Annotated in this window: 23 protein-coding genes and 1 pseudogene; 14 read left to right on the top strand and 10 right to left on the bottom strand. The window is 68.8% G+C overall.

Going from position 1 to position 23,390, the window contains the following annotated elements; all coding sequences use genetic code 11:
- Positions 1-4 precede the first annotated feature (4 nt).
- Together ACQEU1_RS16745 and ilvN are read left to right on the top strand one after the other, a co-directional pair.
- Positions 5-1,723 (top strand): annotated as a pseudogene (locus ACQEU1_RS16745) (acetolactate synthase large subunit); the annotation flags it as partial.
- Complete coding sequence (gene ilvN, locus ACQEU1_RS16740) at positions 1,723-1,989, top strand: acetolactate synthase small subunit (protein ID WP_433201961.1); 267 nt, start codon at positions 1,723-1,725, stop codon at positions 1,987-1,989. The pseudogene ACQEU1_RS16745 and the gene ilvN, both read left to right, overlap by 1 nt.
- 76 nt (positions 1,990-2,065) lie before the next feature.
- Here ilvN and ACQEU1_RS16735 read toward each other — a convergent pair whose 3' ends face one another.
- Complete coding sequence (locus ACQEU1_RS16735; protein ID WP_285645111.1) at positions 2,066-2,548, bottom strand: SRPBCC domain-containing protein; 483 nt, start codon at positions 2,546-2,548, stop codon at positions 2,066-2,068.
- Positions 2,549-2,708: 160 nt separating this feature from the next.
- Between ACQEU1_RS16735 and ACQEU1_RS16730 the strand changes: the two genes are divergently transcribed.
- The 3 genes from ACQEU1_RS16730 (at position 2,709) to ACQEU1_RS16720 (ending at position 6,218) form a co-directional block, all read left to right on the top strand.
- Complete coding sequence (locus tag ACQEU1_RS16730; RefSeq protein ID WP_036013177.1) at positions 2,709-3,134, top strand: nuclear transport factor 2 family protein; 426 nt, start codon at positions 2,709-2,711, stop codon at positions 3,132-3,134.
- 18 nt (positions 3,135-3,152) lie between these two features.
- Complete coding sequence (locus ACQEU1_RS16725; RefSeq protein WP_433201956.1) at positions 3,153-4,232, top strand: acyl-CoA dehydrogenase family protein; 1,080 nt, start codon at positions 3,153-3,155, stop codon at positions 4,230-4,232.
- Between the two features lie 240 nt (positions 4,233-4,472).
- A complete protein-coding gene (locus tag ACQEU1_RS16720; RefSeq protein WP_433201953.1) occupies positions 4,473-6,218 on the top strand; it encodes an MFS transporter in 1,746 nt (581 codons plus the stop codon).
- A 127-nt stretch (positions 6,219-6,345) separates the two neighbouring features.
- Here the strand turns inward: ACQEU1_RS16720 and ACQEU1_RS16715 are convergent, their stop codons facing one another.
- Positions 6,346-6,819, bottom strand: coding sequence for a hypothetical protein (locus ACQEU1_RS16715; RefSeq protein WP_433201950.1), 474 nt, complete (start codon positions 6,817-6,819; stop codon positions 6,346-6,348).
- 143 nt (positions 6,820-6,962) lie between these two features.
- Between ACQEU1_RS16715 and ACQEU1_RS16710 the strand changes: the two genes are divergently transcribed.
- A complete protein-coding gene (locus ACQEU1_RS16710; protein ID WP_433201947.1) occupies positions 6,963-8,435 on the top strand; it encodes an amino acid adenylation domain-containing protein in 1,473 nt (490 codons plus the stop codon).
- A 51-nt stretch (positions 8,436-8,486) separates the two neighbouring features.
- Here the strand turns inward: ACQEU1_RS16710 and ACQEU1_RS16705 are convergent, their stop codons facing one another.
- The gene (locus ACQEU1_RS16705) at positions 8,487-9,527 is read right to left on the bottom strand and encodes a ketoacyl-ACP synthase III family protein (protein WP_433201944.1); all 1,041 of its coding nucleotides are present in this window, start codon (positions 9,525-9,527) and stop codon (positions 8,487-8,489) included.
- Between the two features lie 9 nt (positions 9,528-9,536).
- Entirely contained in the window at positions 9,537-9,761 is a 225-nt protein-coding gene (locus tag ACQEU1_RS16700; RefSeq protein ID WP_433201941.1) for an acyl carrier protein, read from the bottom strand.
- 172 nt (positions 9,762-9,933) lie between these two features.
- On the opposite strand from ACQEU1_RS16700, the gene ACQEU1_RS16695 reads away from it, so the two are divergent.
- Positions 9,934-10,383, top strand: coding sequence for a hypothetical protein (locus ACQEU1_RS16695; RefSeq protein WP_433201938.1), 450 nt, complete (start codon positions 9,934-9,936; stop codon positions 10,381-10,383).
- 60 nt (positions 10,384-10,443) lie between these two features.
- Here the strand turns inward: ACQEU1_RS16695 and ACQEU1_RS16690 are convergent, their stop codons facing one another.
- A complete protein-coding gene (locus ACQEU1_RS16690; protein ID WP_433201935.1) occupies positions 10,444-11,280 on the bottom strand; it encodes an NAD(P)H-binding protein in 837 nt (278 codons plus the stop codon).
- Between the two features lie 143 nt (positions 11,281-11,423).
- Between ACQEU1_RS16690 and ACQEU1_RS16685 the strand changes: the two genes are divergently transcribed.
- A complete protein-coding gene (locus ACQEU1_RS16685; RefSeq protein ID WP_433201932.1) occupies positions 11,424-12,632 on the top strand; it encodes a cytochrome P450 in 1,209 nt (402 codons plus the stop codon).
- Positions 12,633-12,687: 55 nt separating this feature from the next.
- Here ACQEU1_RS16685 and ACQEU1_RS16680 read toward each other — a convergent pair whose 3' ends face one another.
- Positions 12,688-14,094, bottom strand: coding sequence for an MFS transporter (locus ACQEU1_RS16680; protein WP_433201929.1), 1,407 nt, complete (start codon positions 14,092-14,094; stop codon positions 12,688-12,690).
- Positions 14,091-15,215, bottom strand: a complete 1,125-nt coding sequence (locus tag ACQEU1_RS16675) for an epoxide hydrolase family protein (protein WP_433201926.1) — start codon at positions 15,213-15,215, stop codon at positions 14,091-14,093. The genes ACQEU1_RS16680 and ACQEU1_RS16675 overlap by 4 nt, the downstream gene beginning before the upstream one ends.
- Positions 15,216-15,335: 120 nt before the next feature.
- Here ACQEU1_RS16675 and ACQEU1_RS16670 point away from each other — a divergent pair, with 120 nt between their 5' ends.
- On the top strand, positions 15,336-16,550 hold the full coding sequence (locus ACQEU1_RS16670) for a cytochrome P450 (RefSeq protein ID WP_433201923.1): 1,215 nt from the start codon (positions 15,336-15,338) through the stop codon (positions 16,548-16,550).
- Positions 16,551-16,566: 16 nt separating this feature from the next.
- Positions 16,567-17,574 carry a zinc-binding dehydrogenase gene (locus tag ACQEU1_RS16665; RefSeq protein WP_433201920.1) on the top strand — a complete coding sequence of 336 codons (1,008 nt, stop codon included), beginning with the start codon at positions 16,567-16,569 and terminating at the stop codon, positions 17,572-17,574.
- A gap of 49 nt (positions 17,575-17,623) precedes the next feature.
- Here the strand turns inward: ACQEU1_RS16665 and ACQEU1_RS16660 are convergent, their stop codons facing one another.
- On the bottom strand, positions 17,624-17,953 hold the full coding sequence (locus tag ACQEU1_RS16660; RefSeq protein WP_433201917.1) for a hypothetical protein: 330 nt from the start codon (positions 17,951-17,953) through the stop codon (positions 17,624-17,626).
- Positions 17,954-18,051: 98 nt separating this feature from the next.
- Here ACQEU1_RS16660 and ACQEU1_RS16655 point away from each other — a divergent pair, with 98 nt between their 5' ends.
- Entirely contained in the window at positions 18,052-18,810 is a 759-nt protein-coding gene (locus tag ACQEU1_RS16655; protein WP_433201914.1) for an SDR family NAD(P)-dependent oxidoreductase, read from the top strand.
- Between the two features lie 30 nt (positions 18,811-18,840).
- Positions 18,841-20,070 carry a cytochrome P450 gene (locus tag ACQEU1_RS16650; RefSeq protein WP_433201911.1) on the top strand — a complete coding sequence of 410 codons (1,230 nt, stop codon included), beginning with the start codon at positions 18,841-18,843 and terminating at the stop codon, positions 20,068-20,070.
- Positions 20,071-20,127: 57 nt separating this feature from the next.
- Here the strand turns inward: ACQEU1_RS16650 and ACQEU1_RS16645 are convergent, their stop codons facing one another.
- Together ACQEU1_RS16645 and ACQEU1_RS16640 are read right to left on the bottom strand one after the other, a co-directional pair.
- Positions 20,128-21,546 carry an alpha/beta fold hydrolase gene (locus ACQEU1_RS16645; protein WP_433201908.1) on the bottom strand — a complete coding sequence of 473 codons (1,419 nt, stop codon included), beginning with the start codon at positions 21,544-21,546 and terminating at the stop codon, positions 20,128-20,130.
- Positions 21,547-21,679: 133 nt separating this feature from the next.
- A complete protein-coding gene (locus ACQEU1_RS16640) occupies positions 21,680-22,120 on the bottom strand; it encodes a DinB family protein (RefSeq protein ID WP_433201905.1) in 441 nt (146 codons plus the stop codon).
- Positions 22,121-22,272: 152 nt separating this feature from the next.
- Here ACQEU1_RS16640 and ACQEU1_RS16635 point away from each other — a divergent pair, with 152 nt between their 5' ends.
- Positions 22,273-22,596, top strand: coding sequence for a 2Fe-2S iron-sulfur cluster-binding protein (locus tag ACQEU1_RS16635; protein WP_266043475.1), 324 nt, complete (start codon positions 22,273-22,275; stop codon positions 22,594-22,596).
- Positions 22,597-22,610: 14 nt separating this feature from the next.
- Entirely contained in the window at positions 22,611-23,390 is a 780-nt protein-coding gene (locus ACQEU1_RS16630; protein WP_433201901.1) for an SDR family NAD(P)-dependent oxidoreductase, read from the top strand.

Raw genomic sequence — 23,390 nt, 5'->3', positions numbered from 1 at the left:
AGTTCGGGGAGCAATCGTGGACACGACCGGTGCGGGTGCGTTGATCAAGGCGCTTGAGGACGTCGGCTGCGAGGTGATCTTCGGAATGCCCGGCGGGGCCATCCTGCCCGCCTACGACCCGCTGTTCGACTCGAAGATCCGGCACGTCCTGGTGCGTCACGAGCAGGGCGCCGGGCACGCGGCCCAGGGGTACGCGCAGGCGACCGGACGGGTGGGCGTCTGCATGGCGACCTCGGGGCCGGGGGCGACGAACCTGGTCACGCCCCTCGCGGACGCCTACATGGACTCCGTGCCGATCGTGGCGATCACCGGCCAGGTGGCGAGGTCGGTGATCGGGACGGACGCCTTCCAGGAGGCGGACATCCGCAGCATCACGCTGCCGATCACCAAGCACAGCTTCCAGGTGCACGACCCGGCCGACATCCCCCGCGTGATCGCCGAGGCGTTCCGGATCGCGGCGAGCGGACGGCCGGGCCCGGTGCTGGTGGACCTGCCCAAAGACGTGCTGGCCACCGCCACCACCTACACCCCGCCGAAGATCAGCGTCCAGGCGCGGCCGGTGCTCTCGCCGGTGCAGATCCGCAACGCCGCGCAGCTCATCGGGTCGTCGAAGCGGCCGGTGTTCTACGTCGGCGGCGGCGTGATCCGCGCCGGCGGGTCGCAGGAGCTCCTGAAGCTCGCGGAGAAGACCGGCATCCCGGTCGTCACCACGCTCATGGCCCGCGGCGCGTTCCCGGACTCGCACCCGCTGCACCTCGGCATGCCCGGCATGCACGGCACCGTGCCCGCGGTCGCCGGACTGCAACGGGCCGACCTGCTGATCGCGCTCGGCACGAGGTTCGACGACCGCGTCACCGGCCTGCTGCCCGAGTTCGCCCCGCACGCCGCGGTGATCCACGCCGACATCGACCCCGCCGAGATCTCCAAGAACCGCAAGGCGGACGTCGGCATCGTCGGCGACTGCAAGGACGTCATGGCAGCGCTCTCAGCCGTCATCACGCGGAAACCGGACCTCGCGGACTGGTGGAACTACCTCGGCGGCCTGCTCACCACCTACCCGCTGGGCTACGACTGGCCGGGCGACGGCATGGTGGCACCGCAGTACGTGATCGAACGGATCAGCAAGCTCACCGGTCCCGAGGCCATCTACGTCGCCGGCGTGGGCCAGCACCAGATGTGGGCCGCCCAGTACGTGCGCTACGAACGCCCCGGCTCGTTCCTCAACTCCGGCGGCGCCGGCACGATGGGCTTCGCGGTGCCGGCGGCGATGGGCGCGCAGACCGGCGCCCCCGACCGCACGGTCTGGGCCATCGACGGCGACGGCTGCTTCCAGATGACCAACCAGGAGCTCGCGACCTGCGCCGCCGAAGGCATCCCCATCAAGGTCGCGATCATCAACAACGGCAACCTCGGCATGGTCCGCCAGTGGCAGACCCTGTTCTACGAGGGCCGCTACTCCAACACCAGGCTCGGCACCCACCAGCGCCACCCCGACTTCGTCAAGCTCGCCGACGCGCTCGGCTGCGTCGGGCTGCGCTGCGAGTCGAAGTCCGAAGTGGACGGCACGATCCTGGAGGCGATGGCGGTCCGCGACCGGCCCGTGGTCGTCGACTTCGTGGTGGGACAGGACGCCCAGGTGTGGCCGATGGTCGCCGCGGGCACCGGGAACGACGAGATCATGGCCGCGCGGGGCATCCGGCCCCTGTTCGACGAGGAAGAGTGATGACCAGACATTCGCTTTCCCTGTTGCTGCGCAACGAGCCCGGGGCGCTGGCACGGATCGTGGTGCTGTTCTCCAGCCGGGGCGTCGACGTCGAGTCGCTGAGCCTCGCCCCCGCCGAGCGGGGCGACCTCTCCCGCCTCGACGTCGTGGTCGAGCTCCAGGACGGGCGCACGGTCGGCCAGCTGATCAAGCAGCTCGGCCGGATCGTCGACGTCAAGAACGTCGTCGACCGCACCCACGACGAGGCGCTCGAGCTCGGCGCCTAGAACGCACGAGAAAGCGGCCGCCCCGGAGGCTTGGGGCGGCCGCTTTCGTTTTGCCTGACCGGGATTCCGGGCCTGGTCAGGCAGCCTTCGGGACGTGCTTCTCGATGACGCGCGCGTACGTCTCCAGCGTCTCGCCCGGCGATGGACCGTCGAGCGCCTTGTGGATGCCCTCGGCGATGTCGCCGTGGCGGTGCAGGTCCGCGTGCGTGAGCGTGACCTTCGTCGTCGTCGGGCCGACGACCTCGAAGTCCACCTTGATGAACGAGGCCTTCTCGTCGTCGAAGATCGGCTGCCAGTACGGGCCGACCCGCCACGTCATCACGAGGCGCTTCGGCGGGTCCCACTCGGTGATGGTGCCCCAGGCGATCTCCTCGCCGTCCGCGCCGCGCTCGAAGTAGCGCCCGCCGACGAACGGTTCGATCGTGATGGCCTGCCGGTCCTTCACGAACACGTGCGACTCCGGCCACCACTCGATCGGCTTGGTCGCGAAGATCGCGAACGCCTGCTCGATCGTCGCCTCGACCGTCACCGACTTGGCGACATCGGGAGTTGAGGCCATGTGGCCCTCCTCGCGCAATAGAAAGGGAGATGTCTCCCAGACCGTGCCCGGTTTGTCTCAACGCCACCTCAAACGGCGGTCGAACCAGGACGGCTCGACCGGCTGTCCAGCGCCCGCACCCATAGTCGCGGTAGCGAAACCGGCAGACCGAGGAGTTGTCGTGTCCCCTGTCAATGTTGCGGTCCACATCGAGGTCCAGACGTTCTACGCCCAGCAGATGCGGCTGCTCGACGCGTTGGACGTGGAGGGCTACGCCCAGACGTTCACCGAGGACGGGGTCACCGACCACGCCCACCGGAGCGAGAAGGTCGAGGGCCGGGCGGCCCTGATCGCCGGCGCCAGCGCCGCGCTGCCCCGTTACAAGGGCGTTGCCGTGCGGCACTGGAACGACCACTACCTGATCGAAGAGGTCGACGAGAACACGCTGAACGTCAGCTACGCCTCGCTCGTCACCCGCACGACCGCCGAGGGCGTCGTCAGCTTCGAGCCGACGTTCTCCATCGAGGACGTGCTCGTGCGCATCGACGGCAAGCTCTACACGAAGTCCCGCACGATCCACCGCGACCTGCCCGTCCAGGCCGCGTGACGTTCCGGAGGTGACGAGGTGACTGCTCAGAACACCGGCCTGGCCGCGGCCGCGGAGAAGGTCAGGCTGATCGCCGCGGAGCACGCGGCCGAGGCCGACGCCACCCGCAAGCTCGCCCCCGAGGTCGTCGAGGCCTTGCGCGACGCCGGGTTCGCGCGGCACTTCGTCGCAGCCGAACGCGGCGGCGCGGACGGGACCTTCGCGGAACTGACCGAGGCCGTCTTCACCGTGGGGCAGGGCTGCGCGTCCACGTCGTGGTGCGCGTCGCTGTCCGCTTTGTCGTCGCGGTTCGCCGGCCTGCTGCCGAAGGAGGGCCACGACGAGATCTGGGCGAACGGCCCGGACGCGTTCGTCGTCACCGGCCAGCCGCCCATGGGCAAGGGCACCGTCGTCGACGGTGGCCACCGGCTGAGCGGCCGCTGGCTCTACGTCAGCGGCGTGGACTTCGCCGACTGGGCGTTGCTGTGCGGCATGGTCGGCGAGGAGGGCCGCTTCTTCGCGGTGCCGCGCAAGGACTTCACCGTCCTCGAGACGTGGGACAGCGTCGGCATGAAGGCCACCAGCAGCCACTCGGTGGTCGTGGACGACGTCTTCGTGCCGGCGCACCTCTCGTTCGACCGGGCGGATCTGCTCAAGGGCACCAGCTGGTCGCCGGTGCCGAGCCACAACGTCCCGTTCCAGGCGGTCGGCGGCCTCACGTTCGTCGCTCCGGCCGTCGGCGCGGCGATGGGGGCACTGGAAGCGTGCATCGCGGTGCTGTCGGGGAAGAAGCAGTCCGTGATGAACGCCGTCGACCTGGTTCGCGCGTCGGGTCAGGTGGAATCGGCGAGGCTGCTCGTGGAGCAGAACGCCGCGGTGCTCGACGACCGCGAGTTCACCCCGGCCGCGATGGCGCGCAACGAGCGCAACGTCGCCTACGTGGCCGAGGTCCTGGTCGACGCGGTGGGTGGCCTGGTGCGGGCCGCCGGCACCAGCGGACTCGCGGAAGGTGGTGCGCTGCAACGGTTCTGGCGTGACGTGGTGAGCTGCTCCAGCCACGTGGCGCTGCGGTACGAGACCGCGTCCGTGCGCACCTACCCGGCGTCGGTCCTGCACTGACCCCGGGCGCGAACGGCCCTGGTGCCCCCGGCACCAGGGCCTTCGGCGTGCCCGCGAAACGCTCCGCCGCGACCTGACCGGGACTCAAGCGGAGGGGATCACCCTGAAGGTCATCGACCGGCAGTCGTTCTTCAGGCAGGAGGTGCGTCCTCGTTCCACTCGAAAGGCCCAGAGCCGCCCCGAGTAGTCCAGAGCCATCGCCTGTCGTGCGTAGCGAAATAAGTCATCTGAGGAGAAATCGTGACCTCCACCAACACCAACCACGACCTGGAGTCGCCGTCGGCGACTGCCGGCGCGCAGGCGGCTCCGGTCGTTGACGCGCCGGCGGCCGACCCGCGTCGCTGGATCGCGTTCATCATCATGACCGTCGCGACGTTCATGGACATGCTGGACGGCAGCATCGTCAACGTCGCGCTCCCCGCGATCCAGCACGGCATGGGCGCGAGCTTCGTGCAGCTGCAGTGGATCACCGCCGGCTACGTGTTCGCGTTCGCGCTCACGCTGATCACCGGTGGCCGTCTCGGCGACATCTACGGCCGTCGCCGCATGTTCCAGCTCGGCGTGCTCGGCTTCGTCGTCACGTCGTTCCTGTGCGGTATCTCGGTCAACCCCGAGATGCTCGTCGCGTCCCGTCTCGCGCAGGGTCTCGCGGCCGGCCTGATGGTCCCGCAGGTCATGTCGATCATCCACGTCACCTTCCCCGACAAGGAGAAGGGCGCGGTCTTCGCCATCCAGGGCACCATCGGTGGTCTCGCGGCCACGATCGCCCCGCTCGTCGGTGGCCTCCTGGTCGCCTGGAACGTCTTCGGGTGGGACTGGCGGACGATCTTCCTGGTCAACGTGCCGATCGGCATCATCGGCTACGCCCTGGGCTGGAAGTACATCAACGAGTCCAAGGCCCCGAGCCGCATCCGCCTCGACATCATCGGTGTCGTCCTGGCGACCGTCAGCCTCACCGCCCTGCTGTTCCCGCTGACCTTCGGCCGTGAGCTGCACTGGCCGGCGTGGGGCTTCGTGCTGATGGCCGCGTCCGTCGTGGGCTTCATCGGTTTCATCGCCTACGAGAAGGCCAAGCAGCGCAAGGACGGCATGCCCCTCGTGCCGCTCAACCTGTTCAAGTCCCGCAGCTTCTCCGCGGCCCTCGCGCTGATGCTGGGCATGTTCAGCTTCACCGGCATGTTCATGCTGGCCCTCTACCTGTACCTGCAGGAGGGTCTCGGCTTCTCGCCGCTGCGCACCGGTGTCACGCTGCTGGCGTTCTGCATCGGCGCCTTCATCACCGCGTCGGCCTCGGTCGTCGCCCTGGTGCCGAAGTTCGGCCGCACGGTCCTGCAGGTCGGTGCCGTCGTGATCGCCGTCGGTGTCGCCGTGCTGCTGTTCTCGGTCAGCCCGGACGTCACCAGCTGGGGCCTCGTTCCCGGACTGCTGCTGATCGGTCTCGGCTTCGGCATGACCGCCACCCCGATCGCGCTGTTCGCCCTGCAGGAGGTGCCGCACCAGGACGCGGGCGCCGCCTCCGGCCTCATCAACACCAAGCAGCAGCTCGGTTTCGCGGTCGGCATCTCGGTCGTCACCCTCGCGTTCTTCTCGCCGCTCGCTTCGCACGGCGCGACGAACACCGAGGCGCTGGCGCCGCAGTTCCGCCAGGAGATCGTGGCGGCCGGTGTCGCGGACGCCCGCGCCACCGAGCTCACCGCGGCCTTCCAGACCTGCGCCACCTCCACGTTCTCCGGTACGCCGGACGCGGCGGCGTGTGGTGCGGTCCAGGCGGACCCGCAGGCCAAGGCGATCGCGGACAAGTTCTCGCACCAGGCGGCCGGTCAGTCCTTCACGGACGCGTTCGAGACCACGCTGTACGTCGGCTTCGGCTTCGCCGCACTGGCGTTGCTGCTCGCCTCCTTCCTGCCTCGCTGGCTGAAGCAGGAGGAGTGGGGCGCCGGTGCCGAAGAGGGCGCGGAGGGCTCTGAGGAGCCCGCCAAGGCGTAGTTCTCCCTCCGCTGGAATCCTGAGGCCCCAGGCGATTCGCCTGGGGCCTCAGGCCGTCTCAGGGCGCGTTGCGGCGCACGACGAAGGCCCTCTCCCGTGCGGAAGAGGGCCTTTCGCGAGCCGGGGCTCAGATGCGGAACGCGGCGCCCTCGATGTCGACGGGGCCCTGCCACGGGGTGCCGTCGTTCATGTTGATGTAGGTGTGCGCCTTGGTGTTGAACTTCTTCTTGTTGTTGCTCAGCTTGCCCAGGTGGCTCGCGTTGATCGAGCCGACGGGGTTGCCGTTCTCGTCGCGGTGGGCGTGGTGGGTGATCCAGAAGCTGAACTGGCCGTCCTTGCCCATCGTCCAGATGCCGCGGCCCTCGAGCTGGTCCGGGTAGCCGGGCTTGGTCTCGCAGTGCAGCTGGTAGTCGGGGGTGAAGTCGCAGAACAGCGGTGTGAGCAGCGGGGGTTCCTCGATGTGGATGGTCACGGTGAGGTCCCAGCGGCCGACGAGCGCCTGGTCGTAGTTGGGCTTCGCGGTGGCGCCGGCGGCGGCGACGACGGGGGTGGCCAGCACGCAGGCGGCCACGGCGGCGAGTGCCTTCTTGCGGAACTTCATGGGGGATGCGCCTCCGGTGAGGTGGGCAGCGGACGCGCTGAGTGTTGTTCGCGCAGGTCGAACACCCCTGTAGCGCCAGTTGTGACCCGAGGCTCGCCCGAGGCGCGTTGCGGAGGATGGGGGAAAGTGAGAGGAGCTGGGGCATGTCCACAACCGTGACCGACGCCTTCCGCTGCCGGGCGGCCAGAACACCGGACGCAGTAGCGCTTTCCGCCGACTCCGGCAGGCTCACGTACGCCGAGCTCGACCGCTGGTCGGACGCGCTGGCGGGCGAGCTCGTCGAGGCCGGTGTGCGCGTCGGCGACCGGGTGGCGGTGTGCCTGGAACGGTCGCCGCAGCTCGTCGTGGCACTGCTGGGGGTGCTCAAGGCCGGGGCGGCGTACGTGCCGATCGACCAGGAGGACCCCGAGTCGCGGGTGTCCATGATGCTCAGCGACGCCGAGGTGTCGCTGGTGGTGGGGCGGTTCTTCGCCGGGTTCACCACGGTCAAGGTGCCGCCGGTCGGCGCGCGGTCCGCTGTGGAGCTTCCCGCGGTGAGCCCTGACGACCTCGCGTACCTCATGTACACCTCGGGGTCCACGGGCAGGCCGAAGTCGGTGATGATCGAGCACCGCAACATCACCAACCTCGTCACGGCGCCGAACTACGTCACCGTCACGCCGGCCGACCGGATCCTGCAGCTCGCGCCCGTCGCGTTCGACGCGGCCACGTTCGAGATCTGGGGCGCGCTGCTGAACGGCGCGCGCGTCGTGCTCGCCCCGCCCGGTGTCGTGCAGGCCGAGGAGCTCGGCGATCTGCTGCGCGGCAACGAGATCAGCATCCTCTGGCTCACCGCGGCGTTGTTCCACCGGCAGATCGACGTGGACGTGGCCGCGTTCAAGGGCCTGCACACCGTCATGACCGGCGGCGACGTCGTGTCCGTGGCGCACGTGCGGCAGCTGCGCGAGTCCGTGCCGGAGCTGCAGATCATCAACGGCTACGGGCCGACCGAGACCACGACGTTCGCCACGTGCCACCGCATCGGCGCGCACGAGGACCTCGGCGGCGCCATCCCGATCGGCACGCCGTTGCAGAACGTCGACGTCGTGGCCGTCGACGCGGAGGGAAAGCCGACGGACGAGGCGGGGGAGCTGTGGATCGGCGGCGCCCAGGTGGCCCGCGGCTACTGGAAGCGCCAGGACCTCACCGACGAGAAGTTCGTGCGGGCGAGCTGGAACGGCGAGCGCTACTACCGCACCGGTGACCAGGGCCGGAAGCGCGCGGACGGCGTGGTCGAGTTCCTCGGCCGCATCGACGACCAGTTCAAGCTGCGCGGGTTCCGGGTCGAACCGGGCGAGGTCGAGAACGCGCTGACCGAGCACCCGCAGGTCCGCACCGCCGCCGTCCACCTGCGCACGCACCCGAGCGGGGACCGCAGGCTGATCGCGTGGGTCGTGCCGGCCGGGGAGTCCGTGGACAAGCGGGCGCTCAAGGCCCACATGCGTGCCGCCATGCCCGAGCACATGGTGCCGGCCGGGTTCGTCGTCCTCGACGAGCTGCCGATCACGAGCAACGGCAAGACCGACCGCAAGGCGCTGCCGGAACCCGACTGGAACTCGAAGTCCCTCTACATCTGAGTGAACGAGAAAGGGCCGGGCTCGCAAGGAGCCCGGCCCTTTCCCAAGCCTTTACACCCAGGAAGGAACTTCCAGGATCTCGAGGACGGCCGCGGTCCACACGTAACCGGCGCCCGAGGACTGCAGGACGACCAGGTCACCGGGCTTCGGGTCGCGGTCGGCCAGCACGTGGTCGAGTCCCAGCGCGATGTCCGCGGTGCCGACCATGCTGTACTGCTTCGCCCAGTCGTAGGTGGTGGAAGCCCTGTCGACGCCCAGCAAACCGCAGATGCCGTGCGTGACGATGGTCTCCGCGAGCTGCTGGTGCAGGAAGAAACGAGCGTCGGAGAGCTCGATCTCCGCCTCGTACAACGCCATCTTGAGCGAGTGCCGCACCCCGCCGCCGATGCGCGCGATCATGTCGTCGAGGTCGACGTCCGCGTTCTGCAGGAAGTCCTCGACGCCGCTGTTGAGCTGCAGGGTCTTGCCGTCCGCGTACGGACCCGTGGTCCACGGCTGGAAGCCGCGCGACATCTGCTCCAGAGTGGAGTCCGCGTGCGAGTGGATGGAGCGGATCCTCGCGAAGCCCGAACGGTTCGACAGCACCAGCGCCCCCGCGCCGTCGCCGTTGACGTTCTGCTCCTCGGAGGCCCACCGGTCGAAGTAGGGCAGGTGGAACGCGTCGCCCGCGGTCACGAGCGCCGCCGGCAGGTCGCGGTGCGAAGAGAGGTACGAGGCCGCCAGGTCCACCGCGGCCATGAAGCCGTTGCAGCCCTGCTTGACCTCGAACGCGGGCCCGGTGCCGCCGACCGTGTTGGCCTGCACGTAGCTCGCCGGCGTCCACAGGTCGAGTCCCTGGTGGGACAGGGAGGCGTGCACGGTCAGCCCGAAGTCGAGCGGGCTGAGGCCCGACCGCTCCACGGCCTGCAGACCGGCCTTCGCCGCCATGACGGGGCCGGTCTCGCCGGGTGCCGCGACGCGCAGCTCCCGGTAGCCGTTCATGGCCTTCTTCTCTTCTGTGTACCGGCCGGCCGCGATGGCGTCGTCCACCGTCTCGACCTGCTCGGGCAGATATGTGCCCACACCGGCGATGTACAGGTCATTCCATCGCATCTCGAACTCCTAGGCTGCCTGGTCCAGGTGCTTGGCGACGGCACGCGCCGTCGGGTCCTCGTAGAAGCTGCGCAACGGGACGCGGACGCCGTACCGCTCGTGGACCTGCTTGACCAGCTTCGACGCCAGCAGCGAATGGCCTCCCAGATCGAAGAAGTGGTCGTCCGGTTCGATCCCCGGTACCCCGAGCACCTCCCCGAACAGCGCGCAGAGGTCTGTCTCCCGTTCGGTCACGGCGTCCTCCCTGTCAGCTCATGAGTAACGAAAATTTTGCGATACCCGAGTTGAGGTGAGCTTGTGCCGCAACGGAAAAACGGGCGCTCCAGCCGTTCTGAGGTTTACGTCGAGACCTGTGGCCCACCGTTGCGCGCGTCCCGCCGCACGCACCCTGGATCAGGAGTCACAGATGCAGACGTTCACTCCGAAACGTTCGGCCTACACGCGCATAGGAGCGATCCTGGCGGTCGTACTGCTTTCCTTGGCCGGTACGGCGACCGCCGCGAACGCGACCTGCACGCCGGTCGGCACCTGGACCGGGTACGTGACCCGGACCGACGGCGACCACCCGACCAAGCTGCAGTTCAAGGCCAACGGCAAGGTGTTCGTCACCAACGAGCAGAACACCACCACGCAGGGCACCTGGTGGGTCACCGGCGTGAACAAGTTCCACTACAAGTTCCGCGGCGAGAAGGTCTACGACGAGAACGGCGCCTACTTCGCGTACGTCGACTTCGACCAGGACGCCGTCCAAAGTGGACCGAACAACTTCACCAGCTCCGGCCCGTCGACGTTCTTCCTCGCGGACGGCACGAACCTGGGCACCTCGAACATCACGTTCACGATGACACGCGTCTAGCAACGAGCCTGCCGGAGCCGGGACGGGTCCGCCGCCCTCATCCCGGCTCCGGCACCCGCGTCACACAAGGAACGACGCGTGCTCTTCCACCCACTGGCGGAAGGTGCGGGCCGGCTTGCCGGTGATCCGCTCGGCCGTGGCGCTGGTGTCGGCGACGACGCCGACCGCGGCCTCCCACTGGTTCAGCAGCGAGGTGAGCACGGGCGGCGGCACGAAGTTGCTCATCTGCGCCTCACCCTCCTCGCGGGTCAGGCCGTTGATCACGAGCTTGCGGCCGAGCACCTCGCCGACGATCTCCAGCTCCTGCCGGAACGTCAGCGACTCGGGGCCGGTCAGGTCGACGATCTCGTCCTGGAGCTTCTTCTCCGTCAACGCGACCACGGCCACGTCAGCGATGTCGTCCTCGTGCACGGGCGCCACCTGCGCCTCGGGGAAGACCTGGTCGATCGTGTCGCCCTGCTGCAGCGAGTAGCTCCAGCCGAACGCGTTGCTCATGAAAGCACCGGGCCGCAGGATCGTGTACGTCAGGCCGGAGCCGATCACGGCCTCCTCGACCACGACGTGGTGGTGCGCCAGCGGGTCCTCTTCCGCGCCGGGCAGGCCGACGGTGTTGGACGACAGCAGCACGATCTGCTCGACGCCCGCCTTCTCGGCCTCGTCGAGGAACTTCACGATGCCGTCCGGCTCCGCGTAGAGCAGGACCTTGGAGACACCGGCGAGGGCCGCGACGAACGTCTCCGGGTCGTTCAGGTCGAGAGCGACGGTCTCCACACCTTCTGGGACGTCGAGTTCCGCGGGATTTCGGCCGGACGCGCGGAGGCTGTGACCCGCCGCGTAGAGCCGCTGAAGCACGCGACGGCCGACGTTGCCGCGCGCCCCGGTGACGAGGATGGTCATGTGGATCTCCCGAATTGGGGGTTTTCGCCTGGATGGCCGATCACGCTCAGCGTTCACCCGGTCACTCGAACGGCACTAGATCGGGCTTCAGGCCACCCCTCCTAACGTGCGGAAACAATCCCAATCGTCTTGAGGAGCGCACGGTGGTTTCCTTTCCCGTTCCCGGTTCCAGCTACCGGGGTCCGGCGCCGGAGTTCGCCGGGTTCCGCGCGTCGAGTCCCGTCGTGCGCCTGCCCGCGAACGGCGGCGGGCACTGCTGGATCGCGACGACCCAGGACTCGGTCCGCGTCGTCCTCGACGACGTGCGGTTCTCCCGCGCGGCGTCGTACGAACCGTCGGCACCGACCTTCCCCGGGCTGTTCCAGGCGCCGCCCGGCATGATCATCTCGCTCGACCCGCCCGCCCACACCCGGCTGCGCGACCTCGTGTCGCAGGCGTTCTCGGTGGACCGCATCGAGTCCATGCGACCGAGAATCCAGCGGCTCGTGACAGAGTTGCTGGACCAGGCGGACGAGAAGGCGCTCGAAGGTCCCGTCGACCTGCTCGGCGAGTTCACGTTCCCCCTGGCGATCATCGCGATCAGCGACCTGTTGGGGGTGCCCGCCGGCGACCGCGACACGTTCGCCCGGCTGATCCGCGAGTTCGCCGCCGTCGACCAGCCCGAACTTGCGGCCGCGGCGGGGGAGCGGCTCGGCGAGTTCATGGCGGGGCTGGTGTTCGCGAAGACCGCCCAGCCCGGTGACGACGTGCTGTCGGCGTTGACCGAGGCGCGGATCGGCGACGACAGGCTGGAGGTCGGCGAGCTCATCGGCCTCGGCTACACGCTGCTCGGCGCTGGCGGTGACTCCACGGCGTGCCACCTGGCCAGTTCGGTGCTGACGTTGCTCGGGCACCACCGCGACGTCTGGGTGCGGCTCGGCGAACGGCCAGAGGAGGTGCCGGCGGCGGTCGAGGAGCTGCTGCGGTGGATCACGTTGTCCACTAACGACACCACGGGCCTGCCGCGGATCGCGACCGAGGACGTGACGTTGTTCGGCGTCACGATCCCCAAGGGCGACGCGGTGTTCGTGTCGACGAACTCGGCGAACCGCGACGAGATGTTGTTCACCGACCCGGACGTGCTCGACTTCGCGCGCGCCGACAACGCGCACCTCGCGTTCGGCTACGGCATCCACCGCTGCCTCGGCGCCCCGCTCGCCCGCATCGAGCTGACCACCGCGTTCGAGGAACTGACCCGGCGCTTCCCGGCCGCCCGGCTCGCCGTCGCCGAGGAGGACCTCGAATGGCAGCAGGCCGACATGAACCACCGGCTCGTCGCACTGCCGGTCGACCTGCACGGCAAGGGTTTCTAGAACACGGAGAACGGCCCCTCGGAGAGTTCCGAGGGGCCGTTCTCCTTTGGTGGGCCTACTTCTTGCGGGGAACGGCGAGGGCCGCGATCGCACCGCAGAAGGTGAAGGCGGCCGCACCGAACAACGCCAGCCCGAAGCCCGAGCCGAGCGAGTGCCGCAACGGTTCCCCTTGTGCGATCAGGGAGTCCGCGCGGGCCGACGACATCGTCGCGAGCACGACCAGGCCGATCGCGCTGCCCATCTGGCGGATCGTGTTCAGCAGACCGGATGCGAGACCGGCCTGCTCGCGCGGCACCCCGGAGGTGGCGGCGTTCGTCGTCGCGTTCAGCACCGCGCCCATGCCGAGGCCCAGCAACGTGGTCGGCACCAGGATCGTGCCGAGGAACGTCGACGTCTCGTCCGCTGTGGACACCCACAGCAGCCCGGCGGTCGCGGTGAGCAGGCCGGCGATCAGCACCGGCCGCGGCCCGATCCTCGGCACGATCCGCGACACGCCGAACCCGCCGAGCGCGATGCCGATCGACAACGGCAGGTAGCCGAGGCCGGTGGCGAGCGCACTCAGACCCATCACCTGCTGCAGCACCAGCGTGAGGAAGTAGAAAGTGCTGAACAGGGCGGCGATCGCGAAGAACGCCACGATGTTCGTCGCGGTCACCTGGCGGTTGCGGAAGATCCCCAGCGGCATCAGCGGGTGGTCCGAGACCGTCTGCTGGCGCAGGAAGAGCGCGAACAACACCAGCGACAGCACCAGCGATCCCGCGACCTGCCAGGAACCCCAGCCCAGCTCGTGCGACTGCGCGATGCCGTAGACCAGGGCCATCAGGCCGATCGTCACGGTGATCGCGCCCGGCACGTCGAGGCTCTTGCGGCCGCCGCCACTCGCGGTCTCCGGCACGGCCCCCCGGATCATGGACACCAGCGCGATGCCGAGCGGCACGTTGATCAGCAGCACCCAGCGCCAGCCGAGCGACTCGGTGACGATGCCGCCGAGCAGCACGCCGACCGCGCCACCGGTGCCGGACACCGCGCTCCACCAGCCGAAAGCCTTCGCGCGGGCGGTCGGATCCGTGAACGTCGTGCCGAGCACGGTCAGCGACGCCGGCGCCATCACGGCCGCGCCCAGTCCCTGGAACCCGCGTGCCGCGATCAGCGTGCCGGGCGAGGTCGCCATGCCGCCGACCGCGCTCGCGACCGTGAACAGCGCGGCGCCGAACAGGAACACCCTGCGCTGTCCGAAGAGGTCCGCGAGCCGGCCGCCCAGCAGCAGGAAGCCGCACACCGCGATCGTGTACGCGCTGTTGACCCACTGCAGGTCGTGCCGTTCGAAGTGGAGGTCCTCGAAGATCGACGGCAGGGCGACGTTCATGACCGACGCGTCCAGCACGTTCATGAACTGCGCCAGGCAGCACACCGCCAGAACAAGCCCGAGCTTCGCGCTCGGCTTGTTCAGCGTCGCGGTCATGCGCGCACCAGCCGGAAGAACGTGCGCAGCTCCTCGACGAGCACGACCGGGTTCTCCAACGCCGGGAAGTGGCCGCCCGAAGGCATTTCCCTCCAGTACCGGAGATCGGTGAACCGGTGCTCGGCCCACGCCTTGGGCATCCGCGCGTCGGCCGGGAACACCGAGAAGCCCGTCGGCACGCCGACCTGGGTCAGCGGCGACTTGTTGTAGCTCTCCCAGTACAGGCGGCCCGACGACGCGGCGGTGGCGGTGAACCAGCACACCGAGACCATGTCGAGGATGCGGTCCCGGGAGATGATCTTCTCGGCGTCGCCGTCGTGGTCGCTCCACGACCAGTACTTCTCGCCCGCCCAGCCGAGCTGGCCGATCGGGGAGTCGGTGAGGCCGTAGGCGAGCGACTGCGGCTTGGTGTTCATCACCGCCGCGTACGCGGACTCCTTGGCGGCGAACTCCTTCAGCGCACCGAGACCTTCGTAGTCCCGTTGCGTCAGCTGGACTTCCGCCTCGGGCGCGGACGCGAACGGCATGACGAGGTGGATCGCCTCGACGTGGTCCGGCGCGATGTGGCCGAGGATGCCCGTGATGAACGAGCCCCAGTCGTTGCCGTGCGCGTAGAACTTGTCGTAGCCGGCCCGGCCCATGAGCGTGACGAACGCCTGAGCGATCCGTTCCAGCGTCCAGCCGGTTCCGGTCGGCTTGTCGCTGAAACCGTAGCCGGGCAACGAGGGCGCGACGACGTGGAACGCGTCGGCCGGGTCCGGCGGGTTGGTCAGCGGCTCGATCACGTCGAGGAACTCGGCGACCGAACCGGGCCAGCCGTGCGTGAGCAGCAACGGCTTCGCGTTCGCGTGGGGAGAGCGGGCGTGCAGGAAGTGGATGCCGACGCCGTCGATCTCGGTCTTGAACTGGGGGATGGCGTTCAGCCGGGCCTCGGTGGCGCGCCAGTCGTAGACGTTCCCCCAGTACTCGGCCAGTTCCTTGGCGTAGGCCAGCGGCATGCCCTGCGACCAGTCGTCCACGGTCTCCGCGTCCGGCCACCTGGTCGCTGCCAGCCGCCGGGTGAGGTCCGCCAGTTCGGAGTCGGGAACCTCGACCCGGAACGGCACGAGTGCAGTGTCCATGGCGCGAAGGTAGGTACGGGGGCTCGACTCCCGGTCGACATTCAGGTTTCGAGCGGCCTTCGAGGTGCGCGTAGCAAGGTTCGGCGCGAGGCCAGGCCGTAATTCCACTGGAGGTGTCCCGTGCTGCCCCTTGAACTGGACGAGGAGTTCCCGTTCAGCGGATCCTCCTACCGCGGCCCCGACCCCAAGTACGACACCCTGCGCGCCGAGTGCCCCGTTGCCAAGGTGCGCACCAATTCAGGCACGCCGACCTGGGTGATCACCCGGTACGAGGACGTCCGCGCCGGGCTCGCCGACTCCAGGCTGAGCCGCGCGTTGACGTGCGCCGAGGGCGCTCCCCAGGTCGGCGGTGCCATGACCACCACACCCGAGATGATCATCTCGCTGGACGGGTCCGAGCACTCGCGGCTGCGCAAGCTCGTGATGGGCGCGTTCACCGTCCGCAAGGTCGAGGCGATGCGTTCGGGCGTGCAGCAGGTGTGCGACGAGCTGCTCGACACGATGATGGTGACGGGCGGGCCGGTCAACCTCGTTGAGGCGCTTTGTGTTCCGCTGCCGCTGACGATCATCGGCGACCTGCTGGGCGTGCCGACGTCCGACCTGAAGATCTTCGAGACGGACGCGCGGGCGTTCGCCACGTTCGACGAGAACGACCCCGAGGCGCCGATGCGGGCGTTCGGGCGGCTCGCCGGGTACGTGATGGGCCTGATCGCGCAGAAGCGCGAGAACCCCGGTCAGGACATGCTGTCGGACCTGATCTCCGCGCGGGACAACGACGACAAGCTGAGCGAGCAGGAGCTGGTGACGTTCGCGTTCACCCTCATCGGCGCCGGCTTCGACACCGCGGCGAACCAGATCTCCAACTCCGTGCTGGCGTTGCTGCACGACCACCCCGACACGTGGAAGCGCCTGGTCGCCGACCCGTTGCTGATCCCGGCGGCCGTCGAGGAGCTGCTGCGGCACGTGAACCTCTTCGCCACCGACACCACCGGGTTCCACCGCATCGCGTCCGAGGACCTGGAGCTCGGCGGGCAGAAGATCGCCAAGGGTGACTCGGTGTTCTTCGTGCTGTCGTCGGCGAACCGGGACGAGGACGTCTTCGAGAACGCGACCGAACTCGACATCGACCGCGCGTCGAACCCGCACATCGCGTTCGGGCACGGCGTGCACTACTGCCTCGGCAAGCAGCTGGGGCGCATGGAGATGGCGATCGCCATCGAAGGGTTGACCCGCCGCTTCCCCGACCTGCGGCTCGCCGTGCCGTACGAGGACCTGAAGTGGCATCAGGGCGAAATCAACCACTCACTTGTCACCTTCCCCGTCACCTGGGGATAGAGATAGAAGGAGAGCCATGAGCATCCCCGAGAAGCAGTGGGAGGTCAGGCTCGCCAAGCACGTCGAGGACGACCTGACCCTCGAGCACTTCGACGTCGTCGAGGTGGCCGTCCCCGAGATCGGTGACGGTGAGGTGTTGGTGCGCGTCGACTACGTGTCGGTGGCCGCCGCCTTCAAGGAGTTCATGAGGTCCGACTGCCAGATCCCCGGCGTGCCGCCGTGGAAGGTCGGCGAGCCCGCCGGTGCCGGTGGTGTGGGCACCGTGGTCAAGTCGAACAGCCCTGACCTCGCGGTCGGGGACCTGGTGCAGTCGTTCGGGCCGTGGCAGGAGTACTGGTCCGGTCCGGCGCAGCAGTTCATCAAGCAGAACCCGCACTACGTGCCGTCGCCGGTCTACTTCCTGTCGCAGGGACCGACCGCGTACTACGGCATGGCGACGATCGCGCAGGCCGGCGAGGGTGACGTCGTGTTCGTCACCGGTGCCGCCGGTGGTGTCGGTTCGCTCGCCGGGCAGATCGCGAAGGCCCGCGGTGCGCGCGTGATCGGGTCGGCCGGCAGCCAGGCCAAGGTCGACTGGCTGGTGAACGAGCTCGGCTTCGACGCCGCGTTCAACTACAAAGACGGCCCGGTGGCCGACCGGCTGCGCGAGCTCGCTCCGGACGGCATCAGCGTGTTCTTCGACAACGTCGGTGGCGAGCAGTTCGAGGCCGCGATCCAGGCCGCGCGTCCGCACGCCCGGTTCGCTTTGTGCGGTGCGCTCGCCAACCAGAACGACGGCGACGAGCACCCGCGGATCGACCTGATGACGGCGATCACCAAGCACCTGGAGATCCGCCCGTTCGCCTGCTACCACCTGCCGGAGCAGATCCAGGACTGGGTCGTCCACTTCGGACAGTGGTTGCAGGAGGGCAGGTTCGTCTTCCCGCACACGATCGTGGAGGGCGGGGTCAAGTTCGCGCCGCAGGCGTTGCTGTCGCTGTTGGCGGGTCAGTACACCGGCAACGTGACTGTCAAGTTCTCCTGACGCGCGTGCTGTAGAAGGGGGCGCCTTCGCTGGCGCCCCCTTCGAGGTCTCACCCGAGCCGCTGGGCGACGATCCTGATCGGCGCTTCCCGTGCTGTGGTGCCGTTCTCCAGGCGCACCACGGCTTTGCCGTTGCTGATGAACTCGTCGCCGCGCAGCACCGCGTCCTGCGCGATCTCGATCGTGCCCGGCGCCTCGGCCAGCTCCTCGTCGATCCGGTAGCTGAACGTGTCGGGCCCCGTCTGGGTCCACGTCCCGGATCCCCTTCCGCCCACGACCAGCAGCGCCGTGCCGTCGCGGGCGAACTCGAACTCGCTCACCGCGACGCCACCGGGTCTGCCGACCCGTGCGCGCCACCTGCCCACCGCGAGAATTCCCATGCCTTCAGGGTTTCCGTCCGACCTAGACCTGGACTCAAGGTTCAACCAGCAGGGTGGACGGTGACTGCACTGCCGAGTGGAAAGAAGCTGGAGGCGTCATGTCGGACGCACCATTTGCCGGACAGCAGGTCGTCGTGACGGGTGGGGGAACCGGCATCGGCCGCGCGGCGGCGCTGGCGTTCGCCGACCTCGGCGCCGCGAACGTGATCATCACCGGCCGCCGGGAAAGCCGCCTCACCGAGGTCGTCGCCCTGCACCCCGCGATCACCGCGGTCGTCGCGGACGTGACGACGGCCGAGGGCGCGCAGAAGGTCGCCGACGCCGTGAAGCTGGGCGGCGGCAAGGTGGACGTGCTCGTGCACAACGCAGGGATCTTCCGCTTCACGCCGGTCGCCGGTTTCGACCTCGCGACCGCCCGTGACGTGCTGGAGACCAACCTGGTCGGCCCGCTGGTGCTGACCGCGACCCTGTTGCCGCAGCTGACTTCGCCCGGCGGCAGCATCGTTTTCGTCTCCAGCAACGCCGGGCACATCGCCGTGCCCGGTGGTGGCGTGTACGGCGCCAGCAAGGCCGCCGTGGACAGCCTGGTCCGCAGCTGGGCCCTCGAACTCGCACCGCAGGGCATCCGCGTGAACGCGGTCGCGCCCGCGGCGGTGCGCACGGAGGTCTACTCGGCCAACGGTTTGAGCCCCGAGGAGGTCGAGGGCTACTTCGGCTTCCAGGCCTCGCAGACGCCTCTCGGGCGCACCGGTGAGGTCGACGACGTCGTTCCGTGGATCACCCGCTTCGCCGAGCCGGCGAGCTCGTGGGTGACCGGGCAGGTCATCACGCTCGACGGCGGCGCTGACCTGGCGTGAGCCAACCTTTCGACTAGGAGGAAGACCCAGATGACCAGCACCGCCGAGCCGGGTGTGGACACGTTCCCGTACAAGCGCCAGTGCCCGTTCACCCCGCCTGCGCAGTACACGCAGATGGCCGAGGAGGACGTCGTCGAGGTGACGCTGACCGGATCCGGTCTGCGGATCTGGACGATCAGCGGCTACCACACGATCAAGCAGCTGCTGACCGACCCGCGGATCAGCGCGTCGCGCAAGCACGACAACTTCCCGTTCTACTTCATCGCGCCGCCGGAGTTCCGCACCGAGACGTCGTTCATCGGCTACGACAACCCGGAGCACACCAAGACCCGGCGCAAGGCGGCGGTGACGTTCACCAACCGCCAGGTGAAGCGGCTGCGCGGGCGCATCCAGGAGATCGTCGACGAGTACATCGACAAGATCCTGACGATGACGCCGCCGATCGACTTCCACCGCGAGTTCTCGCTGGCCGTCCCGATGACCGTCATCTGCGAGCTGCTCGGCATCCCGCAGGACGAGCACGACTTCTTCATCGAGCACGGCACCTGTCTGCTGGGCGGGCACTCGACGCCGGAGCAGCGCCAGGCCGCCATCGTCGAGGTGAACGCCTACGTCGACAAGCTGATCACGTTGAAGGAGAAGGAGCCGGGCGAGGACCTGCTCTCGCGCGCGATGGCCGAGTACGCGGCCTCGGGCGAGGAGTACACCCGCCGCGACCTGTTCAACATGATCCGGCTGCTGATGAACGGTGGTCACGAGACCACGGCGTCGATGCTCTCCCTCGGCACCGCCGCGTTGCTGGAGCACCCGGACCAGCTGAAGCTGCTGCTGGACGACCCCGAGGGCATGATCGAGCCGGCCGTCGAGGAGCTCGTGCGCCTCGCGACCATCGGTGACACGGCCATCCCGCGCGTCGCGCTGGAGGACATCGAGATCGCCGGCAAGACGATCAAGGCGGGCGACGGCATCCTGTGCCTGGGCCTGAACGGCAACCGCGACCCCGAGATCTTCCCGGAGCCGGAGAAGCTGATCCTGGAGCGCGGCACCCGCAAGCACCTCGGGTTCGGGCACGGCCTGCACCACTGCATCGGTGCCGACCTGGCGCGCCTGGAGATGCAGCTGGTGTGGTCGACGCTGTTCCAGCGCATCCCGTCGCTGCGGCTCGCCAAGCCGTTCCTGGAGATCCCGCGCAAGGAAGGCGCCGTGATCTACGGCCTGTGGGAGCTGCCGGTCACGTGGGACATCCCCGCGGAGGACTGAGAACGCTGAAAGGGGCCCCGCACCTTCCCGGTGCGGGGCCCCTTCGCGTTGGTGCGTCTAGTCCTTCGGGATGTCCGGGCGCTGGACGTGGCCGGGGACCCTGGTGTGCTTGGCGGCCGGCAGCACGCCGTCGACCAGGTAGTCGTCGACCAGGGCGTCGAGAACCTCGTTGCCCGCCAGTCCGTACACCTCGTGGTCACCGGAGTCCTCGATCAGGACCAGCGGGTGGTCCAGCAGCGCGGCCAGTTCGATGCCGCCCTCGACGCGGTCCATCGGGTCGCCGTCCGCCTGCACGACCAGGCCCTTGGGGTAGCCGGGCTGGGCGAGCTTCGTCGGCGGCTCCAGGCTCTCGAACGTCCGGAACGCGCCGACCCACGGCTGGGCCCGCAGCACGCCGTACCCGTACGGGTGCTCTGCGCGGTGCTTGCGGACGTCGGCGTAGTAGACCTCCAGGTCCTGCGGCCAGTAGGTCTCCAGCGTGATGGCCTCCAGCACGCCGACCCGCAGGTCGCCCTCGGAGTCCTGCGGCCGCCAGGTGGCCTGCCCGACGATCAGCGAGCGCGCCTTGTCGTAGTTGGCGTCCTGCAACGTGGTCCGCAGGTCGCCGATGAGGTAGCCCAGCGAGTCCCACTGCGCCCTGTCCGTCGACCGCGTGCCGACCGCGCCGTCGAACAGGGTGCGCAGCTGGACCTGGTCGCCCTCCTCGAGCTTCGCGACCACGGCCTCGATCTCGTCGATCACGGCTTGGCGCGTGGTGCCGAGGTGGAAGTGCCCGTCGCGCTCGGCCGTCCAGTCCGCCCACAGCGCGACGTTGCGGTAGACCGCCTCCGCCTGCGTGACGAACTGCTCGCGCCACGTCCACTGTGGATTGATGCACGAGTCGAGCACCGTGCGGTCGAGGCGCTCCGGGAACATCGTGCCGTAGACCGCGCCGACGTACGTGCCGTACGCGTACCCGACGAACGAGATCTTCTGCTCGTTCAGCACGACCCGGATCAGGTCCATGTCGCGCGCGGTGTTGCGGGTCGTGATGTGCTTGCGCAGCTCGCCGCCGGCCTTCTCGCAGCCCAGCTCGCGCAGCCGCATGTCCTCGGCCAGCTGCTCGAACAGCGAGTCCGGCGGCCGGGAGTCGAAGGGAGCCTTGGGAATCGTCACCTCGCTGTAGAGCTTGGTCGACTCGCCGTACCCGCGCGGGTCGAACCCGATCAGGTCGTAGGCGGTCCTGACCCGCTTGCCGAGGCGCTTGATCAGCCCGAGCCCGTCGCCGCCGTCGCCACCAGGGCCGCCGTTGACGGCCAGCAGCACCCCGCGGCGCCGGGCCGGGTCGGTCGCCTTCAGCCGGGCGATCGCGATGGTGAGCTTGGGACCGTCCGGGTCGGAGTAGTCGCGTGGCACGACGACCGTCGCGCGTTCAAGGCCGTCCTCGAACGGCGGTGACCAGTTCACCTGCTGGTCGTAGAACTCCTTGAGGGGCACGGTGGAACCTCCGCGTGTGGGTGTGCGCCGACACCGCAGAGTCGCAAGGCGGGCTCGAATGCCAGCGGAGCAGCGGGGCAGGTGGTGGGAGATGGGGTGCTCGCAGGACGCGGGCCGTCCGCGCACCCGTGCCTCAGCGGCCGGTCGAGCCGTCGATCAGCTCCCGGACGATGTCCGCGTGCCCGGCGTGCCGGCCGGTCTCCTCGATCATGTGCGCGAGCCGCCACCGCACGTCCTCCGCGGCACTGCCGTCGAGCACCTCGTTCGAGCGCTCGACCGCCTCCCGGTAGCCCGCCACGACGTCCGCCACGCTGTCTCCGTCGGGCACCTGGAACGTGGCTTTCCAGCTGCGCGGCTTCACGCCGAGGAACGTCGCCCGCTCCACGAACGTCAGGTGCCGCACCAGACCCAGCAGGTTCGTCCCGGACGGCACCACCGCTTCTCGCACCCGGGGTTCGGGCGCGCCGTCCACCTTGGCGATCACGGCGGCACGCAGGTAGTCGAGGAACCCGCGCAGGACCTCGGTCTCGGTCCCGCCGGTCCTGGGCGGCGGCTGGTCTCGTTTCCTGGCCATGACTCGATCCTCGGTCGCACGGGGCCGGAAAGCACGCGAACTTGCCGGAACGGCAAGGCCGTGAACGCTCAAGGTGGTCTCCACCACGTGCAAAGCGCGGCGGGTCAAGGTGATCCTCGTCCGGCGAGCCGCAGATCCGTGGGAGAACTGCCATGCCAAAGATCACTTACGTAGCGCACGACGGTGTCGAGACCGTCGTCGACGTTGCCCAGGACGACACCGTGATGCGCGGCGCGGTTCTCAACGGCATCAAGGGGATCGTCGCCCAGTGCGGCGGTGGCGCCTCTTGCGGCACGTGCCACGTGTACATCGATCCCGAGAACACCAAGCCGCTGTCCCAGATGCACCAGGTCGAGGACGAGCTCCTCTACTTCACGGCCTGCGAGCGCAAGGAGAACAGCCGCCTGAGCTGCCAGATCCCCGTGACCGAGGAGCAGGACGGGCTCGTCGTGCACATGCCTGAGAAGCAACTCTGAGGGAGAGAAGAAGCATGAGCCAGCGACGGGTCGCCCTGGTCACGGGCGCTACCAGCGGTATCGGGCTTGAGGTGGCGCGCAGTCTCGGCAAGGAGGGGCACGCGGTCTTCGTCGTCGCCCGCAACGCCGAGAACGTGACGACCACGGTGAAGCAGCTCCGCGAAGAAGGCATCGAGGCGGACGGCGCGGCGAGCGACGTCACGTCCACAGAGGACATCCGCAACGCCGTGCAGAAGGCCGTCGAGGCGTTCGGCCCCATCGAGATCCTCGTCAACAACGCCGGGCGCGGCGGCGGTGGCATCACCGCCGAGCTCGACGAGGACCTGTGGCTGGACGTCATCGACACCAACCTCAACGGTGTCTTCCGGTTCACCAAAGAGGTGCTGTCCACCGGCAAGATGGTGGAGCAGAGCTGGGGCCGGATCATCAACATCGCCTCCACCGGCGGCAAGCAGGGCGTCGTGTTCGCCGCGCCCTACTCGGCGTCGAAGCACGGCGTCGTCGGCTTCACCAAGGCCGTCGGCATCGAGCTCGCGAAGACCGGCATCACCGTCAACGCGGTGTGCCCGGGCTACGTCGAGACCCCCATGGCCGGCCGGGTGCGGCAGGGCTACGCGAACCACTGGGGTGTCACCGAGGAAGAGGTCCTCGAGAAGTTCAACGCCAAGATCCCGCTGGGTCGGTACAGCACGCCGGAAGAGGTCGCCGGTCTCGTGACGTACCTGACGACGGACACCGCGTCCTCGATCACCGCGCAGGCGCTGAACGTCTGCGGCGGGCTGGGCAACTACTGA

Origin of the sequence: Lentzea sp. CA-135723, from assembly GCF_050936595.1 — a bacterium.
GTDB lineage: Bacteria > Actinomycetota > Actinomycetes > Mycobacteriales > Pseudonocardiaceae > Lentzea.
The sequence above is the reverse complement of the archived record's forward strand: the minus strand, read 5'-3'. Positions and strand labels throughout refer to the sequence as shown.

Bases quoted from the DNA above. Each gene is read 5' to 3' on its own strand.
- ACQEU1_RS16665 (WP_433201920.1), top strand. From the start codon at position 16,567: ATGAGCATCCCCGAGAAGCAGTGGGAGGTCAGGCTCGCCAAGCACGTC.
- ACQEU1_RS16705 (WP_433201944.1), bottom strand. From the start codon at position 9,527: ATGCGATGGAATGACCTGTACATCGCCGGTGTGGGCACATATCTGCCC.
- ilvN (WP_433201961.1), top strand. From the start codon at position 1,723: ATGACCAGACATTCGCTTTCCCTGTTGCTGCGCAACGAGCCCGGGGCG.
- ACQEU1_RS16715 (WP_433201950.1), bottom strand. From the start codon at position 6,819: ATGAAGTTCCGCAAGAAGGCACTCGCCGCCGTGGCCGCCTGCGTGCTG.
- ACQEU1_RS16690 (WP_433201935.1), bottom strand. From the start codon at position 11,280: ATGACCATCCTCGTCACCGGGGCGCGCGGCAACGTCGGCCGTCGCGTG.
- ACQEU1_RS16655 (WP_433201914.1), top strand. From the start codon at position 18,052: ATGTCGGACGCACCATTTGCCGGACAGCAGGTCGTCGTGACGGGTGGG.
- ACQEU1_RS16635 (WP_266043475.1), top strand. From the start codon at position 22,273: ATGCCAAAGATCACTTACGTAGCGCACGACGGTGTCGAGACCGTCGTC.
- ACQEU1_RS16630 (WP_433201901.1), top strand. From the start codon at position 22,611: ATGAGCCAGCGACGGGTCGCCCTGGTCACGGGCGCTACCAGCGGTATC.
- ACQEU1_RS16695 (WP_433201938.1), top strand. From the start codon at position 9,934: ATGCAGACGTTCACTCCGAAACGTTCGGCCTACACGCGCATAGGAGCG.
- ACQEU1_RS16680 (WP_433201929.1), bottom strand. From the start codon at position 14,094: ATGACCGCGACGCTGAACAAGCCGAGCGCGAAGCTCGGGCTTGTTCTG.
- ACQEU1_RS16675 (WP_433201926.1), bottom strand. From the start codon at position 15,215: ATGGACACTGCACTCGTGCCGTTCCGGGTCGAGGTTCCCGACTCCGAA.
- ACQEU1_RS16660 (WP_433201917.1), bottom strand. From the start codon at position 17,953: ATGGGAATTCTCGCGGTGGGCAGGTGGCGCGCACGGGTCGGCAGACCC.
- ACQEU1_RS16710 (WP_433201947.1), top strand. From the start codon at position 6,963: ATGTCCACAACCGTGACCGACGCCTTCCGCTGCCGGGCGGCCAGAACA.
- ACQEU1_RS16735 (WP_285645111.1), bottom strand. From the start codon at position 2,548: ATGGCCTCAACTCCCGATGTCGCCAAGTCGGTGACGGTCGAGGCGACG.
- ACQEU1_RS16640 (WP_433201905.1), bottom strand. From the start codon at position 22,120: ATGGCCAGGAAACGAGACCAGCCGCCGCCCAGGACCGGCGGGACCGAG.
- ACQEU1_RS16650 (WP_433201911.1), top strand. From the start codon at position 18,841: ATGACCAGCACCGCCGAGCCGGGTGTGGACACGTTCCCGTACAAGCGC.